General features: G+C 60.3%; 14 protein-coding genes and 2 pseudogenes. 7 read left to right on the forward strand and 9 right to left on the reverse strand.

Features of this window, described 5'->3' with window-relative positions; all coding sequences use genetic code 11:
• Nucleotides 1–153: 153 nt before the first annotated feature.
• The 8 genes and pseudogenes from FPJ27_RS25465 to FPJ27_RS25505 form a co-directional block, all read right to left on the reverse strand.
• Nucleotides 154–1,299, reverse strand: a complete 1,146-nt coding sequence (locus FPJ27_RS25465) for a site-specific integrase (RefSeq protein WP_204426129.1) — start codon at nucleotides 1,297–1,299, stop codon at nucleotides 154–156.
• Between the two features lie 98 nt (nucleotides 1,300–1,397).
• Nucleotides 1,398–1,676: pseudogene (locus FPJ27_RS25470) on the reverse strand (tyrosine-type recombinase/integrase); the annotation flags it as partial.
• A gap of 43 nt (nucleotides 1,677–1,719) precedes the next feature.
• Entirely contained in the window at nucleotides 1,720–3,045 is a 1,326-nt protein-coding gene (locus tag FPJ27_RS25475; RefSeq protein WP_239483157.1) for an IS256 family transposase, read from the reverse strand.
• 57 nt (nucleotides 3,046–3,102) lie between these two features.
• Nucleotides 3,103–3,864, reverse strand: coding sequence for a site-specific integrase (locus tag FPJ27_RS25480; RefSeq protein WP_239483378.1), 762 nt, complete (start codon nucleotides 3,862–3,864; stop codon nucleotides 3,103–3,105).
• A 789-nt stretch (nucleotides 3,865–4,653) separates the two neighbouring features.
• Nucleotides 4,654–5,181, reverse strand: coding sequence for a hypothetical protein (locus FPJ27_RS25490; protein ID WP_239483379.1), 528 nt, complete (start codon nucleotides 5,179–5,181; stop codon nucleotides 4,654–4,656).
• A gap of 132 nt (nucleotides 5,182–5,313) precedes the next feature.
• A complete protein-coding gene (locus FPJ27_RS25495; protein ID WP_204421550.1) occupies nucleotides 5,314–6,573 on the reverse strand; it encodes an IS256 family transposase in 1,260 nt (419 codons plus the stop codon).
• A gap of 359 nt (nucleotides 6,574–6,932) precedes the next feature.
• Complete coding sequence (locus tag FPJ27_RS25500) at nucleotides 6,933–7,166, reverse strand: hypothetical protein (RefSeq protein ID WP_204426131.1); 234 nt, start codon at nucleotides 7,164–7,166, stop codon at nucleotides 6,933–6,935.
• Nucleotides 7,167–7,318: 152 nt separating this feature from the next.
• Nucleotides 7,319–7,588, reverse strand: a complete 270-nt coding sequence (locus FPJ27_RS25505; protein WP_204426132.1) for a superinfection immunity protein — start codon at nucleotides 7,586–7,588, stop codon at nucleotides 7,319–7,321.
• A gap of 412 nt (nucleotides 7,589–8,000) precedes the next feature.
• Here FPJ27_RS25505 and FPJ27_RS25510 point away from each other — a divergent pair, with 412 nt between their 5' ends.
• The 6 genes from FPJ27_RS25510 to FPJ27_RS25535 all read left to right on the forward strand — a co-directional run bounded on the left by FPJ27_RS25510 (nucleotide 8,001) and on the right by FPJ27_RS25535 (nucleotide 12,100).
• Complete coding sequence (locus FPJ27_RS25510) at nucleotides 8,001–8,255, forward strand: hypothetical protein (protein WP_204426133.1); 255 nt, start codon at nucleotides 8,001–8,003, stop codon at nucleotides 8,253–8,255.
• A 216-nt stretch (nucleotides 8,256–8,471) separates the two neighbouring features.
• Nucleotides 8,472–8,897, forward strand: coding sequence for a transposase (locus FPJ27_RS25515; protein WP_239483192.1), 426 nt, complete (start codon nucleotides 8,472–8,474; stop codon nucleotides 8,895–8,897).
• Nucleotides 8,894–9,229 carry an IS66 family insertion sequence element accessory protein TnpB gene (gene tnpB / locus FPJ27_RS25520; protein ID WP_204421598.1) on the forward strand — a complete coding sequence of 112 codons (336 nt, stop codon included), beginning with the start codon at nucleotides 8,894–8,896 and terminating at the stop codon, nucleotides 9,227–9,229. The genes FPJ27_RS25515 and tnpB overlap by 4 nt, the downstream gene beginning before the upstream one ends.
• Before the next feature lie 63 nt (nucleotides 9,230–9,292).
• Complete coding sequence (locus FPJ27_RS25525) at nucleotides 9,293–10,846, forward strand: IS66 family transposase (protein WP_204421549.1); 1,554 nt, start codon at nucleotides 9,293–9,295, stop codon at nucleotides 10,844–10,846.
• Nucleotides 10,847–11,128: 282 nt separating this feature from the next.
• Nucleotides 11,129–11,506 carry a DUF3592 domain-containing protein gene (locus tag FPJ27_RS25530; protein ID WP_072435850.1) on the forward strand — a complete coding sequence of 126 codons (378 nt, stop codon included), beginning with the start codon at nucleotides 11,129–11,131 and terminating at the stop codon, nucleotides 11,504–11,506.
• Between the two features lie 21 nt (nucleotides 11,507–11,527).
• Complete coding sequence (locus FPJ27_RS25535; RefSeq protein WP_072436409.1) at nucleotides 11,528–12,100, forward strand: hypothetical protein; 573 nt, start codon at nucleotides 11,528–11,530, stop codon at nucleotides 12,098–12,100.
• On the opposite strand, the gene tssF is transcribed toward FPJ27_RS25535, so the two are convergent.
• Complete coding sequence (gene tssF, locus FPJ27_RS25540; protein ID WP_204426134.1) at nucleotides 12,101–13,978, reverse strand: type VI secretion system baseplate subunit TssF; 1,878 nt, start codon at nucleotides 13,976–13,978, stop codon at nucleotides 12,101–12,103.
• A gap of 133 nt (nucleotides 13,979–14,111) precedes the next feature.
• Here tssF and FPJ27_RS25545 point away from each other — a divergent pair.
• Nucleotides 14,112–15,758 (forward strand): annotated as a pseudogene (locus FPJ27_RS25545) (type VI secretion system tip protein VgrG); the annotation flags it as partial.
• Nucleotides 15,759–15,799: the final 41 nt, after the last annotated feature.

The following is a 15,799-nucleotide window of genomic DNA, read 5'->3' on the forward strand; positions in this document are numbered from 1 at the left end:
GATGCTCGTACGGAGTACGTGGCGACGGAAGCGTCCGAAGTTTGGGCTGCCCTCCGCCGCAATCGGGTGTGCGATGGCTCGGCTTCGCGCAACGGCAAACTGACCTCCAGCGCTATCCAACACAAAGTAGCTGGACTCCCTCGGCCGGGCTGCTCAAGGTTGGTGTGGGCGCTCTGGTAGCACTCTATCCGCGCTTGCTACAAGTCGCCTTAGCTCGTGCGTCAATTGCTCGATGGTCATCGGCGTTACAGCCGGATCGGCCCGGCTGTCCAGCCGTCTTGCTACGTCGTCAAGTTGCAGGTGGGTGTACCGTTCAAGCATAGCCCACGTCTTATGCCCGGTAATGCGGGCTACTTCCGGCACGGTCAGCCCGCGCTCGAAGAATCGCGAGGTCGCCTCATGACGCAGATCGTGGAATCGGAGGTTGTCGAGGCCGGCGCGCCGTATGGCGCGGATGAAGGCGCGCTTCACTGCCTCAGCGGTTACGCCCGCAAACACTGCCCCGGTACCATTCCCGCCTCTGCTGAGAGTCGCAAGTATCTCGATGGCGCGCGAAGACAGGGGCACGCCGCGAGCTGTCCCGTTCTTCGTCACGGGCAGATAGGCGTAGCGTCCGGACAAGCTGATGCGCTGCCAAGCGAGGCTGACAAGCTCGGATTGCCGCATTGCTGTTTCGAGGGCTAGTTCAACTACCGGGCGCAGGTACGGAGCGCGGGCATCATCACACGCAGAGAGTAGTGCGGCTTGCTCTCCCAGCTTCAAGCGTCGGTCCCGTGGCGGTCCTTCTGCGGGACGACGTACTGCTCGGAACGGATTCTGTGTCAGCGGTGCAGACCATTCCTCGATCCCGATCTTGATGACGTGCGCGAGCAATGTCATGTCCCGCCTGACTGTCGATCCGCTGACCGTCAGCAGGCGAGTGTCTCGCCATTCCGCTATGCGTTGGCGGTCGAGGTTGAGGATCGGGCAGTCCGCTATCGCATGCTTGAGAAGGCCATTCATGCGGATTGCTTCTTGGTCGGAGGCACGCTTGCCGGGCGTAACGGTCGCGAGGTAGCGTCGCATCAGATCGCCCAGCGTGCGGTACTGAACTTCACATTCGGCGGCGATTCGTTGGCGCTCGGTTTCCATCTTCGCCGTGTGGATGCGGCGGCGGATGAAATCCTCTTGGTCGGCAATCCATGTCTCAGCATCCGTCCTGTCCCCGAACGCGCGGGAGAGTGTCGGGAAGCCCTTGATGCGGATTGTCGCTTGTAGGCGTATGCCGCTGCGTCGGGAGCGTGATTGAATAGTGCCCATGCCTGTTCTCCATGTGAGGTTGCAGGCGCGGGCAGTCATGCTGCTCTTGCTCGGAACGGCAACTATGCCGCCCGAGTGTTGCTGTTTCGTGGCGGGTGTCAGCCCAATTTAAGAGCGAGGTCTTCCGCCCGGAGGTGCGTGTATCGCTTCAACATGGCGAGCGTCTTGTGGCCGGTGATGCTGGCGACCTCGACTGTCTGCAATCCCAATTCGAAGAAGCGACTCGTCGCCTCGTGGCGCAGGTCGTGCAATCGGATGCCGACGAGCCACTGCGGATCGACGGGACGTTCCAGCACTCGACATGTGGACTCGTGCAGTCCACGCGCTCTCTGCACGGCACGACAGAATGCCCGTGTCAGGGCGTTTGCGGTGACGGCGGAGCAATCGTCAAGACTGGTGTACGCGGGTCGGGCGGCATGATCAGGCGGCTAGCGCTTGAGGAGCCGGTGTGCTTTCCATCACCGGGGTGCCGTCCTTGAAGGGAATGCCCTTCAGAAGCGGTTCGATCCTGTCGACGCCGCGGATCTTCCTCCAGGTCTGCTCGGCCGCTTCGATCAGCTTGAACGCCATCGCGAGGAAGGTCGAGCGCGACAGACAGTTGCGCGTGCGGCTCGTGCGGTGGCGCACCGTCGCGAACGTCGATTCAATCGGATTCGTGGTCCGCACGTGCTGCCAGTGTTCGGCCGGGAAGTCGTAGAACGCGAGCAGTGCGTCGCGGTCTTTCGTGAGCTTCTCGACGGCCTTTGGGTACTTGGCCGCGTACGTGTCGACGAACTGGTTGAACGCGGCGATTGCGTCGGCTCTTGTCGCGGCATTCCAGATCTCGGCGAGCGCAACCTTGGCCTTGCCGTGCTGCGATTTGGGCATGACGTTGAGTATGTTGCCGATCTTGTGAAACCAGCAGCGCTGGTGCCGTGTCTGCGGGAACACCTCTTCAAGCGCCGCCCACAGCCCCATCGCGCCATCGCCGACGGCAAGCAGCGGCGGCGCCTGCAGACCTCGTTTCTTCAGATCGAGCAGCAGCTCTTTCCAGGATTCCTTCGATTCGCGATAGCCGTCGTTGAGCGCCACGCGCTCCTTGCTGCCGTCCGGTTTCACGCCGATGATCACCAGCAGGCACTGCCCGTCCGAATCCTCTGCGCGGGCTTGCGTATGGATGCCGTCGGCCCACCAGTAGACCCAGCGCGAGGTGGACAGGTCGCGCTTGTTCCACTTCTCGTACTCTTCTGACCAGGCGGCCTTCAGGCGGCTCACGACGCTCGCTGACAGCCCTTTAGCCTGTTCGCCGAGCAGCTCGGACAGTGCGTCGCCCATGTCGCCGGTTGAGACTCCTCGCAGGTACAGCCACGGCAGCGACGATGACACGCGCGGCGACTTGCGCACATAGGGCGGCACGATCGTCGAATTGAACTTGATGCCGGAGCCCGAACGATCGCGGACCTTCGGCACCTGAACGGGCACCGGACCGACTGCCGTGACGATCTCGCGCTCTGGCAGGTACCCGTTGCGCACGACAGCGCGCCGGCCATCGATCGTCTTCACATTCGAATACTGTTCGAGCATTGCCGCCAGTTCCGCCTCGATTGCCTGCTGGATGATCCGCCGCGCCCCTTGCTGGATCAGATCGTCCAGGCCGGGCGTACCCTTGATGTCTGCTTCTGTTGTTTGACTGCCGCTCGTATCCTGCGTAAGTTTCGCCATGGTGGTGGAGTTCGATTGAGGAAGTGTTACCGTGAGAAGCAACATTCTCCTTCAATCGCCACCGCCTTCTCCTGCCTCAACCCTACGCCGCATACACCACTTTCAACGATAGCTCGTGACGGCGAAGGGTACGGTGTACCCGGCGTCCTTGCGGGCCTGTAGAACGGTTGTAGCGACGCTGGACAGCGGTACGGTGCGGGGCGTGTCCGTCTTCGTCAGCGGTAGATGCGCGGTGCGTCGGTCAAGATTGATGTGCTCCCATCGCAGAGACGCGAGTTCGCCGCGCCGCATGCCGGTTGCTACGGCGAGCCGGATGAAGTCCCGAAGGTCGGGCGATTCCGTAGCGTCGATGATGGCCTGTATCTCGTCAGGGTGAAGCCGCCGATCCCGGCCTTGCGGCTTCCTTGGCTTGATGACCTTCGGGATGCCAGCAGGCAGGACGATGCCCCATTCTCGGGTCGCCAGCGTGAGCGCCCGGTTCAATAGGTTCAGCTCGTGGATGACTGTCTGCGGCGACACCTCCTTGAGCCGGGCGTCGCGGTAGCCGACGAGATGAGACGAGGTAAGGGCGGTCAGCTTGTACGCTCCGAGTTGCTTCGTGACCTTATGAGCACGGCCCTTGTCGCTTCCGCCGCTGCGTTTTGTCGGGGACACATCGCGAGTGTATCGGTCGAGTAGGTCGGCTACGGTGGTGCGGTCAGCTTCGTCCGTACTGACGAACAGTCCCCGATTCATGGCGGCTTCGGTCGTTTGGCCCCATGCTACGGCGTCGGTGCGGACGGCGAATGTCTTGGATTGGTGCGGGTATCCCCGCTTACGGACTTGGCAGAGCCATCCGGCTGGAATCTTGCTGATCGTTGCCATGCAACCTCCGGGTAGAGGTCGCTCGGTGTGAATGCAGTGTGAATAGGAAGGGCTCAGTTGGATACAAGCCGCGCCCGGCAAGGCGCGGCGCTACACGAGCAACGGCCTTCTAAGCCGTAGGTCACACGTTCGAATCGTGTAGGGCGGGCCAGTCTGATCAAGCTTCTGCGGTTGCCTGCCTCGACGCGCGACTCCGTACTGGAGTTCTATGTAACCTGATTTCATTAATTCGGGGCGAGGACCATGTCGTACACAAGTTTTGAAATGCACGCGCCGCGCTCGGTGGATTTCAGGATCGCGTCTCGATACAGAACCTAGTAACCACTCAGAATCCCTTATGTGACAAGGCCCCGTCGGATTGACAGGGCCTTTGTGTACCGTAGTGTGTCCCAAAGAAAGTGTTCACTCAAGGCAGCAGGGCCTGAAGAATTGCAACGCAGTTCAGCAACCGCCCAAGGTCTTTTTGAATCGTGTCCCACGTCCGTGCGGGATCGACAGCGAAGTATTGATGCGCCAAGAAGTCCCGCATACGCTTCGCATACGTCAGGTTGGTGGACAGATCAGGACCGCATTGCGCTACTTCATTAGGGCAACCGTTCAACAGTGCATGTGTGAGCCTCGGAAGAGCGACACACCTGTTGCATACTCGAAACGCTCGCTCCGTTGCAGCGAATTGGTGACAGAGTACGAGCTTGTTGTACAGAATCATTGCGAAGATCCTCGCGACGCTGAACATATCGACAGATCGCTATCAGCGCATAGAGATTGCGTCGAAACCGCGGCTCAACGTCATTGATCCTGCACGCTCACGTCGCCGGTCTGGGCAATCTTCGTCAGCACTCTTTTCTGATACCCGTACCAGGACAACAGGCATTCCTTGTCACGGCAGTTCTTCTCCCTAAAGTTCCATTGCTTCCGCGTGCGCTCGGTGAATGCCGCCTTGTCGACCACGGCGTCTTTCGCCTGTCGGTAGACAACCGCAAGGTCACGATCGGCGGCCGCGAGATCAGGATCATGGCAGATCAAATATTCGGGAATCGACTTTGCCTTGCTGCAATCGAAGCTCGTCTGCTGCAGCGAAGCATCGGCACCTTGAGATTGTTGAGGCAACGCTGCCGGTGTATCGGATGAAGCGAAATTGGCTGCGGTAGTCGATGTCGTAGCCGCGGGTGCAGGGGAAGATAAAATCGACCGGGAAGTCTCATTTCGACCGTACGGGACAAGTTGGCCGGATATCGCGTCGGTCAACATGGCTCCAAAAATTGAGTCAGGCGTGACACGAAGGGTCTCCGTCTTGAGGATGGCGTCGCCAGACATAAGCTCGGATTTTGCGAACTCACATGGAGCTTCGCAGCTCACACGCGTCGTTATGCTCGAATTGTTCGCGTCCTGCCCCAAAATGATGATGACGGAGGTATCCGGAATTTCGTGTGTGAGGCGGGTTGAGATTCAGACTCCAATGTTGAATCGTTCCGGGTAAAGCAGCGCAAACTGGGTCATGGCGCTCTTCCAATCGTGCCGGGAGCCGGTCCACTTGGCAACGACGTTGCGCAGGGCCAGCCAGATCAGTTTGAGCGCGGCCTCGTCCGACGGGAAGTGGCCGCGCGCCTTGATGATCTTCCGAAGCTGCATGTGCAGCGACTCGATCGCGTTGGTCGTATATACAATTTTCCGGATGTCGGGCGCGAAGGCATAGAACGGAATCACCTGATCCCAGGCCCGGCGCCAGAGTGCGGCAATCGGGGGGTATTTCGTACCCCACGGGCTCGTATCGAACGCATCCAGCGCCACGGCGGCTGCTTCGGCCGACGGTGCCCGGTAGACCTCCTTGAGCGCCGCTGCGACCGATTTCCTGTCTTTCCAGCTGGCGAAGTCCAGCGAGTTCCGGATCAGATGCACGATGCAGGTCTGGACCGTCGTTTCCGGGAACACCGTGTTGATCGCTTCCGGGAAGCCCTTCAGGCCATCGACCACGGCGATCAGGATGTCCTGCACGCCGCGCAGCTTCAGGTCGTTCACCACCCGCAGCCAGAACTTAGCCCCCTCGGTCTGCTCGATCCAGAGGCCCAGCACGTCACGTGTGCCGTCGCGGCGCACGCCCAGTGCCAGGTAGATCGCTTTGTTGCGCACGACGCCTTCGTCGCGGATCTTGACTCGCAAGGCGTCGAAGAACACGACCGGGTACATCGGCTCGAGCGGCCGCTGCTGCCATTCGCGCACTTCGTCGATCACGGCATCGGTCACCGTGCTGATGAAGTCCGGCGACACCTCGATGCCGTACATCTCCAGCAGGAAACCCTGAATCTCCCGCACGCTCATGCCGCGTGCGTACATCGCGATGATCTTGTCGTCGAAGCCGGTGAAGCGTCGCTCGCCCTTGGCGATCAGCACCGGATCGAAGGTGCCTTCGCGGTCGCGCGGAATCTCGACGTCGAGCAGGTCGTCGTCGGTCGCGATGCGCTTGCGGCTGGTGCCATTGCGATGGTTCGTGCGGCCTACCGGCTTGGCTTCGCCCTTCTCGTAGCCCAGGTGGTGCGTCAACTCGCCGCCCAGCGCGCGCTCGAAGATCGCCTTCTTGAGCGCAGCGAGCTGCTCGTTGATCGTTGCGCGGTCCAGCGTCCCGGGCACCAGTTGCTTGATCAGTTCCGGGTCCAGGTTCAAGCCCTTGCCCGGCTCAATCGTCACTTCTTCCTTGCGTTTGCGTGGCATAAAGTGGCTCCTTGGCCATCAGTTTATGCCTCACACACAAAGTTCCGGATAGGCTCTCAATGTGACGAAGAATGTCCGGTTAATCGGCTCCGCACTGTGCAGTAAGCCCGGCCGGCGACGCCCCTTAAGGCACCTATGTCGACGCCAAACGAACAGACGTAGCGCGCAACACGCAGCAGGCAGAAACACCGCCTCAGGCAGCGCCGTTTCCGGATAATTTGGACGATCTGAAAGCGCGTCTCAAACGACAGTATCCGCACCTTACGGACGCGGAACTGGAGGCGCTCGGTCTGTAGAGATCAACGGGTACGTTGTCCTCCCAAGCTTCATTTTGGATTGCAATGCGTTCACTGCCCCCTTTACGGGGACTTACGAATATCCTCAGCGGCCTTTTCCTTCATCAGGTCACACATATGCCGTGTCATGCGGCGCTCACTCCCCAATGCGCTATCGGCGATCATTTGATCGCACGCTGCTTCAACACGTGCTTGCTGATCATATGCTGCACTTCTTTCTGGTGACATCGTTGCCCCGACGACGATCAACATGGTTACAAAAACGCATGCGATGCCGCACATGATATACATCGCCATTTTCATTGTTTCCCCCTGAATACCCACCTTGATAATGGCGAGCTTTGATAACTGCCGACATGCTGTCGAGCAGTGATCTCCACGCGACGTCTACCGATGCCGCTGCTTTGGTAGACGCGTGGGGCATTTCACTCTAAATGCCCCGCGCGTCGTCACGGCCCGTTCGCATTCGCTTGAACGGTGACCGCCGTCAGTGCCCACACGAGCGCTGCGATCCAGCCGATCACGGACCACCCGAGTAGCACGTTTAGCGCCGTGATCGCGGTTCGGTTGTGGTGATGCCGTCGAAACGCGATGATGGACGGAATGAAGTAAAGCAGGAGCAACACGATGAGGAAGCCGCTGCCGTCGTGAGTTTGTGGCGACGTAATGCTTTCGGCAGCATGTGCGCTCTGCACAACAAAGGATTGATGGTCATGCATGGTGGTCACCCCGTACCTGGACAGTCGCGCGAGACGGCCGCGAACGAAGTCGCGACACCTTGCCGGCCGTTCGTTCGCCCGATGGTTATCTTTGTGGCTTACTGCGCGCCTTAGCCATGCTGCAAGTCGCATGCCACCCGTTGCGTTTACGATGTGGGCATTGCAACCGCACCTCGAAGATGACGAAACGCACTTTGACGAGAGGAAAATGTTTCAAGGTCGAAATGGGCTGGACGCCTCACGAGTCGCGTACTGCCACGTCCCCCGCTGAGAGGCCCTGTCAGCGCGTCAGATGCGCAGCAGGGAACCGACTGCGCGCCGTGCGATTCGATGATCGAATCGGTTGCGAAAGCGAAACCTGCATCCTATAAGGGCGGCACAAAGCCACCGTGCCCGATCAGGACGCCCTGGTATGCTGCTCCAGACGGTCGATACGCTGATCAAGGTCGCACATCTCGAATATCTTCGCGATCTGCGACAGCGCGAAAACGAAGCGCGCGCCATCCTGACTGTCAATTCGGTTCAATCGCATGTCCCGGTAGACGCGCGCCATTTCGCGTCGCACAGCGTCGAGGTTGTGCAGGTTGATTGCGCGGGGGAGGGAGAACGAGGAATCCAGTCGCCGTCTCGCTCACCGCCTGGACGTTTATGGATTTTCGCCGCATAGGACATCCTTTTTGGCGAGGTCACGGCGGCCGTTATCCGGCAACCAGACGATATGAGTCAGGCCTAGTTCGCGCGCAACCGCGTCGAAGTCGTGACCTGAGCCGTTTCTTGTAGCCATTTGGCAAGTGAGTTCTCTTTTATCTTGAGCTGTACCTGCTTTCAGTGTAAGCCCCCGGCGAAGTCATCTTGAAGGCGGCCATTGAAAGCAAGGAGCATCGTGTCCATTAAAATTTTTGATGGACAGGTGTACATGATGACGAAGGCAACGCCACTTGACGACAAGCTTCGCCCGACCGGGGGTCGTCGGCGACATAGCAAGGAATTCAAGGAGAAGGCGATCCGCGCGGCGATGCAGCCGCACGTGTCGATTGCGGCGGTGGCGCTGCACTACCGATTGAATGCCAATCTGCTGCGTCGATGGGTGGCGGCTACGCGAGAGGCGTCGGGGGCGCCTGCGGAGTCTGTCGAAACGAAGGGCGTTCCTGCCGCATTCGTTCCGTTGCAACTCGACGCACCGGCTAACGCATCGGGTTGCGCTGACATCCGGATCGAAATCCATCGGGGAGCCGCGACGGTCACGGTGCGCTGGCCCGTGTCAGCGGCCGGCGAATGTGCGACGTGGTTACAGGACTGGCTGCGATGATTCGCATCGATACCATCTGGCTGGCGACGGAGCCGGTCGACATGCGTGCCGGCGTCGATACGTTGCTGGCGCACGTGGTCAAGGTGTTCGGCGCGGTGCGGCCGCACCATGCATATCTGTTTGCCAACCGGCAATCGACGCGGATGAAGGTGTTGGTCTACGACGGCTTGGGTGTGTGGCTTGCCGCACGGCGTCTGAACAAGGGGCGATTCGTCTGGACCAACGGTGAGCAAGCGATCGCGCTGCCGCTGAATCCGGAGCAGTTGCGCGCGTTGGTGGCGGGATTGCCGTGGCGCACGCTCACGCCGGACCACGCGATCACCGTCCTATGATGCTGTGCCGGACGTAAACTGTTCCGCTTCCGTATCGGGTTGGCGTCTGGCAGACTGGTTGCCATGGACCTGCCATCCGACCTCGACGCCCTCAGTCCCGAACAGCTCCGCACCTTGGCTGCGGCGTTGATCGTCGAGGTTAGGGAGAAGGACCGCGAGGTCGATGAGAAGGAGCGGGAGCTGCGGTATCGGCAAACGCGGATCGATCAGCTCACGCACGAGCTGTCGATCATCAAGCGGCAGCAGTTCGGTAGGCGCAGCGAACAGTTCAACAAAGAGCAAATGAGCCTGCTCGACGAAGCGATCGACGCGGATCTGGCGGCGATTGAAACCGAGCTCGAAGCGCTGCAACCGGAGAAGCGAGCCAGCCAGGCGCGTCAGCAACCGAAACGTGCACCTCTGCCGCCGCAGTTCCCCCGCACCGACATCCATCACGAACCGAACGATACAACCTGCGCGTGTGGTTGCCAGCGCGTACGCATCGGCGAGGACGTCAGCGAGAAGCTGGACTATACGCCCGGCGTGTTCAAGGTCGAGCGGCATATCCGCGGCAAGTGGGTGTGCAAAGCATGTGAGACGCTGGTGCAGGCGCCGGTTGCGCCGCAGGTGATCGACAAGGGCATCCCGACTGCTGCGCTGCTCGCGTGGGTGCTGGTGGCAAAGTACGCCGATCACTTGCCGCTCTATCGATTGGAGCGCATCTTTGCACGTGCGGGCTTGGCGATACCGCAATCGACACTCGGTGCCTGGGTCGGGGTATGCGGCGTGCGATTGCAGCCTCTGGTCGACGCGCTCCAGCAGGAACTGTTGCAGCAGCACGTGCTGCACGCCGACGAGACGCCGGTACAGAGGCTCGCACCGGGCAAAGGCAAGACCCATCGCGCCTATCTATGGGCGTACAGCACCACGCAGTTCACCGATCTGAAAGCGGTGATCTATGACTTCGCCGACAGTCGTGCCGGCGAACACGCGCGCGCCTTCCTGGGCGAATGGCGCGGCAAGCTGGTGTGCGACGACTACGGCGGCTACAAGGCTGGCTTCGAAAACGGGATCACCGAGATCGGATGCCTCGCCCACGCCCGCCGAAAGTTCTTCGACCTGCACGTCAAGCACCAAAGCGAGCTCGCCGCGCAGGCGCTGCGGTACTTCGGCGCGCTGTACGAAGTGGAACGTGATGTAGTGGCACTTGAACCCGACCGAAGACGTATCGTGCGTCAGGAACGGGCTCGACCGATCGCGGACACACTCCACGCCTGGCTGCTCGAGCAGCGACAACGTGTCCCCGAGGGCTCGGCGATTGCCAAGGCGCTCGATTACAGTCTGAAACGCTGGGAGGCGCTCACGCGCTATCTGGACGACGGGCATCTGCCAGCGGACAACAACTGGGTGGAAAACCAGGTCCGCCCATGGGCTATCGGCAGGTCGAACTGGTTGTTCGTCGGATCGCTGCGCGCGGGCAAGCGTGCAGCCGCGATCATGACGTTGATCCGCTCCGCACAACTGAACGGACACGATCCGTTGGCTTACCTGAAAGACGTGTTGACCCGGTTGCCGACCCACCGTGCTATCGACATCGCACAGCTGCTGCCCCATCGCTGGATTCCAGCCGACGCTTGACCATCTCGACGATCGGTCCCGTCAAGATGACTTCGCCGGGGCTTACCCTTTCAGTGCCAGCAGCATCACGACGACAGACAAGACGCGTCGGAAACGGCGGCACGAAACTGCCCGGAAATGACGGTCGAGGCGCGGACGTAGCGGACCGGCTAAACGCGATCCGAAATCGGTAACCGTCCGTCTAGCGCCTCGGTGGCCGGTGTGCGGCAATGCGCTAAAATCGCGCACAGACCCGCAACTGAAGGGGTGCCGCATGTCGAATAACAGAAATCGAGAGGGCTCATGTTCAAGGCAATTGCAGGCATTGCGATCGGGGTCGTTTTTCTCGTGATCGCGGCTTACATCGGATGGTCGACGCGCGAGTTCCTGCAGACTGCGGTCGCCGTGCCTGGCGAGGTGGTCAGCCTCAACGCCGGTGGCAGCCACCCGCAGATCGAGTTCGTGACGAAAACAGGCGAACGCGTGTCTTATCCGCAAGGCGGGATGATCTTTGGTACCAAGGTAGGTGACAAGGTCACCGTCCTGTATCAGCCAGAGGCGCCCGCCCGCACAGCCACGATTGATCGGTTCGGCGCCGTGTGGAACTGGACGTTGATGGCCACGATTTTCGGCATCGGATTCATCTTCTTCGCAGCGATGAATCTTCCGTCAAAAAAATAACAATCTCTGAGAGGATTGGCCGTGTCAATTCTGAGACCAAGCAACTGGAGCTATAAGACGGGTGCGACGGGTGGCGTCAGCATTGAATTCGTCGTCGCGTCGGGCGGGACAATCGTTCTTGCTGACCCCGGTGGAAATGAGACCGATTTTTACTACGGCGGCGTAGGTGTGGGTATCGGTTTCGGCCTTCGCCTCCCGAAGATCAAGCTCCCGAGATTTTCCCTGCCGGAGATCAAGATACCCAAGATCGCCGGGCACGAGGTCGGCGGGGCCGGCTCTCTCAAATCGTTCGACAGTGCGGGGCTCATCTACATGGCGCCGGCGTTCAGCGGCACCGAGTTGACCAAAAGCGATTTTCAGGGCGCTACGGTGTACCTCGACGGCGGCGTCGGCATCGGCTACGGCAAGGCTGGCTCGGCGATGATCCTGGGGGTCAATTCGGCGCAGCTTGCCCTTGGCCTGTCGAATCCGGCGATGACGTGGCTGGCCGAGATCGCGATTGCGCATGCCCCCGCGATTTTGCTGATGGGCGGCACGACGGTTGGCTTGCAGGCGGGCGCCGGCGCCGGCATCCTGGTGGGCTATCTGCATTGACTAGATCAACGGCCGCGTTCCGGATTGCGCCGGGCAGCGGTGCAGTTCGTGTCCCGTTTGCGACGAATGGATGATGAGCTGTACATAGCTGCTCGTCGGTGCGTATGGGGCGAAAAGCAGATCCAGCATTCGTGCGAACAGGTGCAACGTGACATCGCGCAACATGCTTTCATCGAGCGACACGATGATCTCGACACCACGCACGAACGACGGGAACTGACCGTCGAGCGACATCCACTTCCTCGCAGGTTGGTAGTCCAGCCCGGCGATCGCGTCGATGCTGCGTTGAGCGACGATGCTCGCGCGCGGTGCGTGCAGCCGCAAGAAATCCTTGAATGCCTTCAGGCCAGTCTGCGTCAGATCGAACGGATGCAACGACATGCCCGCCACGACTCGCCACAACGCATCGTGCCCACGCGGAAGCGCGCTCGGCAGAGTCGGCCGCGTGAGCAACCGAATGGGGCAAGCCAGCGCGGCGCCTTCATGAACGAGGTCGCTGTCCGGCGCGCCGATCGGTAGCCGCGAAGGTAGTTCTCCATTGGTGGCCGTGACGTCGACGTCAATTTGCGGGTGCTTTACCCGGGCGGTGTTACCTTCCAGCCCGACGAGCGACAGCAGCAGCGGGGCACGTGCATTGCCTGCCGCTGCATCCGGATCCCGGAACGCAGTCCAGTAAGCAATTACAGGATCAGGTTTCCGGCCATGGCTGAACGCGCGGTACGGCAGCACGGTCGTGCGTGAAGCCGCAGCGGAGGAAGGCGCTCCCTTTTCGAGTTCGGACTGCGTCCGATCACCCAGATGAACGGCATCGATCGAGTACACGTCGAGCGGCGTGCCGGTCTCCAGCGGCTCGGGCGTCACGGGGTGCACCCGATCGGTGGTCGTCAGCTGGATGGGCGTGGCGTCTCGCTTGAACAGATTGACGACCGGCGTGCAAAACAGTTTGAACGACGTGACGTCCAGGTCGTGCAGTGCCTGAGCGGCAGCCGATCCCGTTGGCACGTCGCGAATGGCAAGGTGCAACGTAATCCGTCGCGCGTCCGGCGCACGCGAAGCGCGGCGCATTCGCCCCAGGTCAATGTCGACGAAATCGAACTTCTCGGGGAACGCGAAGGACTCGATCAGGGTTTGGAATGCGTCCGACGTGCTGGTCGATTCTTTCGGCAACAGCCGTTCGTTCTCGCCGAAGCCAACGGATTCGATCGGGATTTTTGATAATGCCGCCCACCGGCCCCTTTGATCGACCTCGACAAACGCCGCGCTGGCACGCAACTGAAGCGCGTCGGCAAGCGCGGCGATGCGGGCGCGGTCACCCGCCAAGTGAATACGAACCGCGCCAGACGGGATCGCGCCATCGAACGTCTCGGTAGGCGTTGCGCTTTCGAACGTGATCGAAAGGATGGCGGAAACGTTGGCCGGCAGGCGGACAGCCGCGGGCACCATCGTGGCCGGGGCAAAACGTGCGGAGTGAATCCGTAGCGGCGCCAGCGTGACATCGTAGGTGGTTTGAAACCGGCACGGTGCCGCATTCGCATCGAGCAACGTACCGCGCTGCATCGTGAAGGGCACCGTAAGTTGACCGAACAGGTTGGTCGGATCGAACTGGGCAATTGCGCAGGCGGGCACGGTGCGCAGGTATTGCGGGTACAGCATTTCGAGTAGCGATTCGGTGAACTCGGGGTAGGTGTCCTCGAGCTTCGCGTCGACACGGGCGGCGAGCAGCGCGAACGTCTGGATCATTCGGTCGACGTGCAGATCGCCTTGGCCATTGGCGATGCCTAATCGGGCGCCAATCTTCGGATAGCGTCGCGCAAATTCGGCAACGCCACGCAACAGCAGACCGATCTCGTATTCGTAATGGGGCAGAAGATTATCCATTCACCTTCCGTGCGGCTCCGTCCCCATATTCAAGGTACAAGAAACGCAAAACTTGATCCTTCCCGGGGCAGGCAGTTTAAAATCCCACGACGAATAATATCCTGCCGTTCCGATGCGGGGTTCCGAGGGCGCCATGCAACTGTCAGATATTCCAGGCTTTTTTGGGCTGCAGAGCAATCGCTTGTTCACCATCCAGACGCCAATGAAAGGGCGGTCTGATCTGGTGCTGGTCGATTTTCACGGTACCGAAGGTTTATCTCAAAATTTCGAGTTCCACGTTCGACTCGCTTCTCAAGATTCGAATATCGAACTGAAAAAGCTGATCGGCCAGCCTGTGACGATTACGTTACAGCTCACCGATGCGTTGGCGAGCTCGGAGGAACGGTATTTCCATGGGTACGTGGCCAACTTCACGCACCTTGACCACGACGGCAGCTTCACGGTCTATAGCGCGACCATCGTGCCATGGCTCTGGATGCTTTCGCGCAGCCGCGACATTCGGATTTTTCAGGAAGAGAGTACCGAAGCGATTCTTTCGAAGGTGTTTCGCGAATACGGAAAGATCGCATCGTTCGAATTCAGGTTGTCGAAGGCGACGAAGAATCGCAGCTACTGCACGCAGTATCGGGAGACGGATCTGGAATTCGTCGAACGGCTGATGCAGGAAGACGGGCTGTTTTTCTTCTTCGAACACGCGAAGGACAACCACAAGCTCATCATCACGGACAACTCGATCGCCGCGAAGCCGATCAGCGGCCGAAGTCCGGTCCTGCAGTACACGAAGGGCGAGGCGCTCGACAATCTGGCGGTGATTACGTCATTTCAGGCGAGCCGTCAGCTCGAGTCCACCACCGTCGGTCTGAAGACCTTCGACTACAAGGTGCCGCACGCGCGCCGGTTTGTGTCCGGGGGCACGGAAGTCAACCAGGGCGAGGTGCCGTCGTACGAAGTCTACGACTACCTCGGAGAGCATGGCTTTCCAGACAGCGATCGCGGCGAGGCCTTGACGCGTTTCCGGACGCAGGCGCTTGCCGCGCATAGCAAGATCTTCATCGGGACAAGCACGAGCCGCCGGTTGTCGCCTTGCCAGTATTTCGAACTCGATGATCACTACGACCACAGCAACGCCAAACCCGAAGACCGGCAGTTTTTGTTGACGACTGTTACGCATAACGGCACGAACAACTATCAGGCCGGCGAGGGCGCAGCGACCTACCAGTGCAGTTTCACCTGCATCCGGAAGAAGATTCCCTATCGTCCAGCGTTCACGATCGAGCAGCCGTCGATCATCGGCCCGCAAACGGCGGTCGTCGTTGGCCCTGAGGGCGAGGAGATCTACACGGACAGTCTGGGCCGCGTGAAGGTGCAGTTCCACTGGGATCGTCTGGGCAAACGCGATCAGGGGAGTTCATGTTGGGTGCGCGTCGGGCAACCGTGGGCCGCCAGCGGGTTCGGGATGATTCAGATTCCGCGGATAGGTAACGAGGTGGTCGTAATTTTCCTCGACGGGAATCCAGATCGACCCCTGATCATCTCGAGCGTTTACAACTCGGCAAACATGCCGCCGTGGGGTTTGCCGGCGAACGCGACTCAGAGCGGAATTCTCACACGCTCGACCAAGACCGGGAACGTGAACACGGCCAACGCAATCCGCTTCGAGGACAAGAAGGGTGCCGAAGAAGTGTGGCTGCACGCCGAGAAGGATCAGCGCATCGAGGTCGAGCACGATGAATCGCATTGGGTCGGCAACGATCGCACCAAAACTATCGATCGAGATGAGACGACGCAGGTCCATCGGAACCGTACCGAGACGGTGGACGG

Origin of the sequence: Burkholderia sp. MS455 (assembly GCF_016899445.1) — a bacterium.
Lineage (GTDB): Bacteria > Pseudomonadota > Gammaproteobacteria > Burkholderiales > Burkholderiaceae > Burkholderia > Burkholderia pyrrocinia_C.

Coding starts and splice junctions, on each gene's coding strand:
- tssF (WP_204426134.1), bottom strand. CDS start 13,978: ATGGATAATCTTCTGCCCCATTACGAATACGAGATCGGTCTGCTGTTG.
- FPJ27_RS25495 (WP_204421550.1), bottom strand. CDS start 6,573: ATGCCACGCAAACGCAAGGAAGAAGTGACGATTGAGCCGGGCAAGGGC.
- FPJ27_RS25525 (WP_204421549.1), top strand. CDS start 9,293: ATGGACCTGCCATCCGACCTCGACGCCCTCAGTCCCGAACAGCTCCGC.
- FPJ27_RS25505 (WP_204426132.1), bottom strand. CDS start 7,588: ATGCATGACCATCAATCCTTTGTTGTGCAGAGCGCACATGCTGCCGAA.
- FPJ27_RS25465 (WP_204426129.1), bottom strand. CDS start 1,299: ATGGGCACTATTCAATCACGCTCCCGACGCAGCGGCATACGCCTACAA.
- FPJ27_RS25510 (WP_204426133.1), top strand. CDS start 8,001: ATGCTGCTCCAGACGGTCGATACGCTGATCAAGGTCGCACATCTCGAA.
- FPJ27_RS25500 (WP_204426131.1), bottom strand. CDS start 7,166: ATGGCGATGTATATCATGTGCGGCATCGCATGCGTTTTTGTAACCATG.
- FPJ27_RS25475 (WP_239483157.1), bottom strand. CDS start 3,045: ATGTTGCTTCTCACGGTAACACTTCCTCAATCGAACTCCACCACCATG.
- tnpB (WP_204421598.1), top strand. CDS start 8,894: ATGATTCGCATCGATACCATCTGGCTGGCGACGGAGCCGGTCGACATG.
- FPJ27_RS25530 (WP_072435850.1), top strand. CDS start 11,129: ATGTTCAAGGCAATTGCAGGCATTGCGATCGGGGTCGTTTTTCTCGTG.
- FPJ27_RS25490 (WP_239483379.1), bottom strand. CDS start 5,181: ATGTCTGGCGACGCCATCCTCAAGACGGAGACCCTTCGTGTCACGCCT.
- FPJ27_RS25480 (WP_239483378.1), bottom strand. CDS start 3,864: ATGGCAACGATCAGCAAGATTCCAGCCGGATGGCTCTGCCAAGTCCGT.